A 7,220-nucleotide genomic window follows, 5' to 3' on the forward strand; every position below is an offset into this window, starting at 1 on the left:
CATCCCTACACGCCAACTGCCTGATGCTGTAGAGGGAAAAGAGATTTACCAGTTGACTCCTTTTCTGGTGGAAAGCCAGGAACGGGAAGTCAGTCCGTATACGCCTAACTGCGAAATGGGACGCTGGCATCCGGCCTTTGTGGATGTGACGGCAAAGGGAAATACGAAGCAGAAAGGTATTGATGAGATTATCCGCCACTTCGGCATCCGGCTGGAAGATACCATTGCTTTCGGCGACGGTGGTAATGACATCTCCATGCTGCGCCATGCCGGCATCGGTATAGCCATGGGCAATGCTGCCGACCACGTGAAAGCTGCTGCCGACTACGTGACCGATACGGTGGACAACGACGGAATAGCCAAAGCGATTGAACAATGGGTAATGAAAAATGGTAAATGATGAATTTTACCCTCATTCAACGTTATTCATTATTAATTTTTAATTGTTAATTTTTAATTATCCGTTTATCTCGCATTGACCTTCGTTCCCGACACCAGCAACCGTGAGTTTCAGGATGCACTGAACCTCGTGAAGTATACCCGCCAGTCGCTTTTCCTGACGGGGAAGGCCGGTACGGGCAAATCGACCTTTCTGCGCTACATCTGCGACAATGTACGCAAGAAACATGTGGTGTTGGCTCCTACAGGGATAGCAGCCATCAATGCCGGAGGCAGCACGCTGCACAGCTTCTTCAAGCTGCCTTTTCATCCGCTGTTGCCCGATGATCCGAACCTGAGTCTGCAGAAAGGCCGTATCCACGAATTTTTCAAGTATACCAAGCCTCATCGCAAACTGCTTCAGGAGCTGGAACTGGTCATTATTGATGAGATTTCGATGGTGAGGGCTGACATCATTGATGCGGTGGACCGGATACTGCGGGTTTACAGTCACAACTTGCGCGAACCCTTCGGCGGTAAACAGGTGTTGCTGGTGGGCGACGTCTTTCAGCTGGAGCCGGTCGTCAAGGGGGATGAACGGGAAATACTGAACCGCTTCTACCCTACTCCTTATTTCTTTTCGGCACGGGTATTCGGCCAGATAGAACTGGTGTCCATCGAACTGCAAAAGGTATACAGGCAGAATGACCCGAAGTTTATCGGGGTGCTGGACCACATACGGAGCAACACGGCCGGAGCTGCCGACCTGCAACTGCTGAACACCCGGTACGGTACGCCGATTGTCCAGTCGGAAGCCGACATGTACATTACCCTGGCCACACGCCGCGACAACGTGGACTACATCAACGACCGCAAGCTGGCCGAACTGCCCGGCGAACCTATGACCTTCTATGGAGAGATAACAGGCGAATTTCCTGAAAGCAGTCTGCCTACTCCGAAGGAACTGGTACTGAAGCCCGGAGCACAGGTCATCTTCATCAAAAACGACTACGACCGCCGCTGGGTGAACGGAACAATCGGTGTAGTGAGCGGCTTTGATCCGCTGGAAGGTACGCTGTACGTCGTAACGGACAACGGTACGGAATGCGACGTCAAGCAGGAGGTGTGGCGCAACATCCGCTATCGCTACAACGAGGAGAAGAAAGAGATAGAAGAAGAGGAGCTGGGCACTTTCCGCCAGTTTCCCGTCAGACTGGCATGGGCCATTACGGTACACAAAAGCCAGGGACTGACGTTCAGCCGTGTAGTCATCGACTTTACCGGTGGGGTGTTTGCCGGCGGACAGACGTATGTGGCACTGAGCCGATGCACTTCGCTCGAAGGTATCCAACTGAAGAAACCTATCAGCCGTGCCGACATCTTTGTACGTCCCGAAATCGTACAGTTTGCCGAACGTTTCAACAACCGCCAGGCCATTGACCGCGCCCTGAAGCAGGCACAGGCCGATGTGCAATATGCTGCTGCGGCCAAGGCTTTCGACAAAGGAGATTTTGATACCTTTCTGAACGAATTCTTCAAGGCTATCCATTCGCGTTACGACATTGAGCGTCCGGCTTCGCAACGCCTCATCCGCCGCAAGCTGAACATCATCAACACGCTGCGTGAGGAAAACCGCGCACTGAAGGCTGCTGCCCTGGAGAAAGAAAAGGCCTTGGTGAAATATGCCCGGGAATACATCACCATGGGGGACGAATGCCTGAAACATGGTATGCAGGAAGCTGCCATGCGTAACTATGAAAAGGCGGTTACCCTCTGCCCCAAGTTCAAGGAAGCCTGGAAGAAAATAAAGAAGCTGGATAAGGAAATGAGAAACAATAAAGGAGAAAAGGAGAATTAACCGATAGGATGCGGTTCGGCAATCCCCAAAATAAGCAAGCTTGTTTTTGTATTGCGCTCACCTTTCACTATCTTTGGATAAGCTAGGAGGCGTCTCAGCAAAAAAAATTTAAGCAAGCTTATTTTTTTGCATTCGACTTTCGCTATCTTTGCCCAAAGACTTAAAAAACATCTGTTTATGCTTCTGAAGCTTTATAACAAGAACAACAATCCTGCCGATCTGCAGCGCGTTGTCGACCTGCTGAACGACGGGGGACTCCTGATCTATCCGACCGACACCATGTATGCCATCGGCTGTCACGGACTGAAAGAACGTGCCATCGAACGCATCTGCCGCCTGAAGGACATCGATCCGAAAAAGAACAACCTCTCCATCATCTGTTACGACCTGAGCAGCATCAGTGAATATGCCAAGGTGGATAATGCGACTTTCAAACTGATGAAACGTAATCTGCCGGGGCCGTTCACTTTCATCCTGAACGGGACGACACGCCTGCCCAAGATCTTCCGTAACCGGAAAGAAGTGGGTATCCGTATGCCTAACAATCCTATCATTCAGGAAATAGCCCGTCTGCTTGATGCACCCATCATGACTGCTACCCTGCCGTATGACGAGGATGAAGACATAGAATATGCTACCGATCCAGAACTGATCGATGAAAAATGGGGAGATATCGTCGATCTGGTGATTGACGGTGGTATCGGAGGAACCGAAGGTTCGACCGTAGTAGATTGTACGCAGGGAGAAGCCGAGATTGTCCGCCAGGGAGCGGGATGGCTGGAAGAGGGATAAAAAATGAAGAACCGACTTTAATGAAGAATGAAGAATGTCGGCTTCGCCTCCGAATGAAGAATTTTATCCCGCAGGCAATTCTTCATTCTTCATTCTTCATTCTTCATTAAATATTTTACTTCAGCAGTGACTCGGGATCGAGATGATCGGCTTCGATATCCTTGAAGTAACGGTATGTACCAACTTTCAGTTCGTCGGTAGCGGCATCGTCGCAGATAATGATACCCTTTTCGTGCATTTGCAGCGCACTGATGGTCCACATTTGCATGACAGGACCTTCAACGGCATGATACAGGGCACGGGCCTTGTTGTGACCGTTGACGATAATCATTACTTCGCGGGCACTGAGCACGGTGCCGACACCTACAGTAAGAGCCGTCTTGGGCACTTTGTTCACATCATTGTCGAAGAAACGGGAGTTGGCAATGATGGTATCGGTAGTCAGTGTCTTCTGGCGTGTACGCGATGACAATGACGAACCCGGCTCGTTGAAAGCAATGTGTCCGTCGGGACCAATACCGCCCATAAAGAGGTCGATTCCTCCGTACGACTTGATCTTCTCTTCGTAACGGGCACACTCGGCGTCGAGGTCGGCAGCATTGCCATTCAGTATATTGGTATTTTCAGGTTTGATGTCAATGTGGCTGAAGAAATTATTCCACATAAAAGAGTAATAGCTTTCGGGATGCTCTTTCGGCAGGCCTACATACTCGTCCATGTTGAACGTAACAACATTCTGGAAAGAAACCAGTCCTTTCTTGTTCAAGTCAATCAGTTCCCGGTACATGCCCAGCGGTGACGAACCTGTAGGACAACCCAAAACAAAAGGTTTTTCCGGTGTGGGATTGGCAGCTTTGATTTTAGCGGCTACATAGTGAGCAGCCCACTTCGATACGGATTGATAATCCGGCTGAATGATTAGTCTCATGTCTGATTAATTTATAAGGTTAGTAATGATATCAAAAATTAATGGTTAATGGTTAATGACTAATGGTTAATGAATGATGGTGGATGAAGAGGTTCACTAAATTAAAGGGCCACTCTCATTGATCGTTTACCATTGATCATTAACCATTACCGATTATTTTCTGTCCTTCTTCAGGCGATCGGCCATGGCACGCGCCAGGTTCTCGCACTGTTCGTAAGTAATGTCTTTCATGGCCTGCTTCATCTCAACAGGGTCACCTACTATCTCCAACTTGCTCTTCTCGGCAAATTCGGCCATACGTTTTACGGCAGCACCGGCCCAGGTAAACGAACCGAAATAGCCAAAATAACGGCCTTTCACCTCACGCAGCAATATTTTGGAAAGCAACGAATCGACTTCGGGATATATCTGGTTGCTGTACGTAGGACTGCCGACAATGAGACCACGGTATTTGAATATATCCATCAGGATGTACGAAGGATTGCTCTTGCTGACGTTGTGCATCACAATGTTCTTGATACCCTGTGCGGACAGTTCGGCTGCAATGGCTTCGGCCATCTGTTCTGTATTTCCGTACATGCTGCCATAAGCGATGACAACACCTTCTTCAGCTTCGTAACGGCTGAGACGGTCGTAAACGCCTACCACACGGGCAATGTTTTCTGTCCATACCGGTCCGTGAGTGGAACAGATAGTGGTGATGGGCAGATGACCAAGCTTGGCCAGTGCTTTCTGCACAGGATTGCCGTACTTGCCCACAATGTTGGAATAATAGCGTACCATCTCGTCCCAATAGCGGTCCAGATTGATGCGTGTGTCCAGGAAACCGCCATCCAGCGTTCCGAAACAGCCGAAAGCATCGCCGGCAAACAGAATACCGTCGGTCTCGTCGAACGTCATCATCGTTTCGGGCCAGTGCACCATTGGTGTCAGATAGAAACGCAATTTGTGATGTCCCAGGTCGAGGTATGACTCATCTTTCACCTCGTAGCGGTCGCCCGTCACGCCGTAATAGCCTTCAATCATGCCGAACGTCTGCTTGTTGCCCACAATCACAATGTCGGGATAATGTTGCTTGATCAGGCGGATCGAACCGGAATGGTCAGGCTCCATGTGATTGATGATGAGGTATTGAATAGGACGGTCGCCTATGATACAACGGATCTTGCGCAGATAAGTCTCGAAGAAACAGGCATCTACCGTATCGACCAGTGCCACGATATCGTCGTCTATCAGATAAGAGTTATAAGAAACGCCGTAAGGCAGCGGCCACATACCTTCGAAAAGATGTTTGTTGCGGTCGTTCACTCCTACGTAATGAACTTTTCCTTTAATCAATGTTTTCTGATTCATAACATTATGTAATTAGATGAATTCTACCTTCAAAATGCCACAAAAATACAAAAATTTTCTCATATATCATATTTCTTTCCCTGATAAGCCCCCAGCTGACGCATTCTTTTTTGCAGGCGGTGGTTGAACTCGTAGTTCTTCAGCCCCCAATCGGGGGCTACCAGCAGTTCCCTGGGCGACTGTGAAACAAAACGCTCCAGTACCAGGTCGGGACGCAAATGTTCTACATAATCGACAACCAGCTCCACATACTCGTCTACATCAAACAGATGAAAGTCTTCAGGCGCGTGTTCGTATTCGGCTGCCATACGGGTACCGCGTATCAACTGCAACTGATGCATCTTCAGCGTAGTGAGAGGCAAAGATGACACGGCAGCCGCCTGGGCTACAATGTCGGCATGCGTCTCGCCCGGCAAACCGAGGATGACGTGTCCTCCGGTCAGAATGCCACAGGCAGCCGTACGCTCCACCGCATTACGGGTCACTTCGAACGTATGTCCGCGGTTGATGCGACGCAGAGTGACATCGGACGTCGACTCGATGCCATATTCAACAATCAGGAACACCTGACGGTTCAATTCTTCCAGATAATGCAACAGAGAATCGGGCATGCAGTCGGGACGGGTACCGATCACCAGCCCTACTACATCATCCACCGACAAGGCTTCCTCGTACTTACGCTTCAGTGAGTCCAGTTCGCCATACGTATTGGTATATGCCTGAAAATAAGCCAGGTATTTCATTTCGGGATATTTATGCGCAAAAAACACTTTCCCTTCTTCCAATTGCCGGGTAACACTTTTCTCTGTCCGGCAATACTCAGGATTGAACGTCTGGTTGTTGCAGTAAGTGCAACCGCCATAGCCAACCGTTCCGTCACGGTTGGGACAAGTGAAGCCGGCATTCAGCGAAATTTTCTGTACCTTATAGGGAAAATAACGCTTCAGAAACGTGGGAAAATCATTATAAAGGACTGACATATTCTCTGTATTATTCATTATCTGCGGACAAATGTAAGAAATACCCTGCAAACAGGCAACCTTCAGCATGCGGTGTTGTTATTCGTTTGTAGTTATTCCACAAATTTTGATATAGACTCAAATTAAAAGAAAAAAATATCATCATTAATAGAATTTACGTATTCCATCCCATAAATATTCAACAGGAGAAAACACTTCAAAAGAGCATCTTTGCCAAAAAGGAGCTTTGCGGCTTGCTTTTCGGCCAAGAATGTGTACCTTTGCCCTTGTCAACCCTAAAGGAAAAACTATCATGAGACAAATAAGCATCGTATTTCTTCTCTGCCTGCTCACGCTGACAGGCTTTGCCCAAAACGGCCAAACAAATATCGAACTAAAAGATATCGTGTCCGGACAATATCGCGCCGAAAATATTTATGGCGTTATCCCCATCCCGGGTGATGGCGAACACTATTCGCAGATGAATGCTGATCGGACACAAATCATCAAATACTCCTTTAAAACCGGCAAACAGGTAGAAGTACTGTTTGACGCAACAACTGCACGTGAGTGTCCGTTCAAGACATTCGACAGTTACAGCTTCTCGCCAGACGGAAGCATGCTGCTCATTGCTACAGAAACGACTCCCATATATCGCCGTTCGTACACAGCCGTACACTATCTGTACAGTCTGAAACGCAACATCGACGGTAAAATCAACAACATTGTAGAACGCCTTTCGGACGGAGGACCGCAACAGGTACCCGTATTCTCGCCGGACGGAAGTATGGTAGCCTTTGTGCGCGACAACAACATCTTCCTCGTGAAACGTTACTTCGGCAACAGCGAAAGCCAGGTGACAAAGGACGGCAAACGCAACGAAATACTGAACGGTATCCCCGACTGGGTTTATGAAGAGGAGTTTGCCTTCAACTGTGCATTGGAGTTCAGT

7 protein-coding genes are annotated in these 7,220 nt (G+C 48.6%); 4 read left to right on the plus strand and 3 right to left on the minus strand.

Annotated elements, in window-relative coordinates:
- The 3 genes from QVP67_RS14190 to QVP67_RS14200 form a co-directional block, all read left to right on the plus strand.
- Positions 1-400 (plus strand): HAD hydrolase family protein (locus QVP67_RS14190; protein WP_288180256.1); only part of this gene is annotated, 400 nt, incomplete at its 5' end.
- A gap of 75 nt (positions 401-475) precedes the next feature.
- Complete coding sequence (locus tag QVP67_RS14195) at positions 476-2,236, plus strand: ATP-dependent DNA helicase (protein WP_022164214.1); 1,761 nt, start codon at positions 476-478, stop codon at positions 2,234-2,236.
- A gap of 177 nt (positions 2,237-2,413) precedes the next feature.
- A complete protein-coding gene (locus tag QVP67_RS14200) occupies positions 2,414-3,028 on the plus strand; it encodes an L-threonylcarbamoyladenylate synthase (protein ID WP_022164215.1) in 615 nt (204 codons plus the stop codon).
- 115 nt (positions 3,029-3,143) lie between these two features.
- On the opposite strand, the gene nagB is transcribed toward QVP67_RS14200, so the two are convergent.
- The 3 genes from nagB to QVP67_RS14215 all read right to left on the minus strand — a co-directional run bounded on the left by nagB (position 3,144) and on the right by QVP67_RS14215 (position 6,289).
- A complete protein-coding gene (gene nagB / locus QVP67_RS14205) occupies positions 3,144-3,956 on the minus strand; it encodes a glucosamine-6-phosphate deaminase (protein ID WP_022164216.1) in 813 nt (270 codons plus the stop codon).
- Between the two features lie 153 nt (positions 3,957-4,109).
- Positions 4,110-5,309 carry an FprA family A-type flavoprotein gene (locus QVP67_RS14210; RefSeq protein WP_022164217.1) on the minus strand — a complete coding sequence of 400 codons (1,200 nt, stop codon included), beginning with the start codon at positions 5,307-5,309 and terminating at the stop codon, positions 4,110-4,112.
- Between the two features lie 59 nt (positions 5,310-5,368).
- Positions 5,369-6,289: a TIGR01212 family radical SAM protein gene (locus tag QVP67_RS14215; RefSeq protein WP_288180257.1), complete on the minus strand. Its 921-nt coding sequence runs from the start codon at positions 6,287-6,289 to the stop codon at positions 5,369-5,371.
- 292 nt (positions 6,290-6,581) lie between these two features.
- On the opposite strand from QVP67_RS14215, the gene QVP67_RS14220 reads away from it, so the two are divergent.
- Positions 6,582-7,220: DPP IV N-terminal domain-containing protein (locus tag QVP67_RS14220; protein ID WP_288180258.1), on the plus strand; the 639-nt coding region annotated here is incomplete at its 3' end.

The organism is Bacteroides sp. CAG:633, assembly GCF_000435115.1.
Classification (GTDB): Bacteria; Bacteroidota; Bacteroidia; order Bacteroidales; family Bacteroidaceae; genus Bacteroides; species Bacteroides ndongoniae.

Excerpts from the sequence above, each read along its gene's own strand:
- QVP67_RS14200 (WP_022164215.1), top strand. The coding sequence starts at position 2,414 with ATGCTTCTGAAGCTTTATAACAAGAACAACAATCCTGCCGATCTGCAG.
- nagB (WP_022164216.1), bottom strand. The coding sequence starts at position 3,956 with ATGAGACTAATCATTCAGCCGGATTATCAATCCGTATCGAAGTGGGCT.
- QVP67_RS14210 (WP_022164217.1), bottom strand. The coding sequence starts at position 5,309 with ATGAATCAGAAAACATTGATTAAAGGAAAAGTTCATTACGTAGGAGTG.
- QVP67_RS14215 (WP_288180257.1), bottom strand. The coding sequence starts at position 6,289 with ATGTCAGTCCTTTATAATGATTTTCCCACGTTTCTGAAGCGTTATTTT.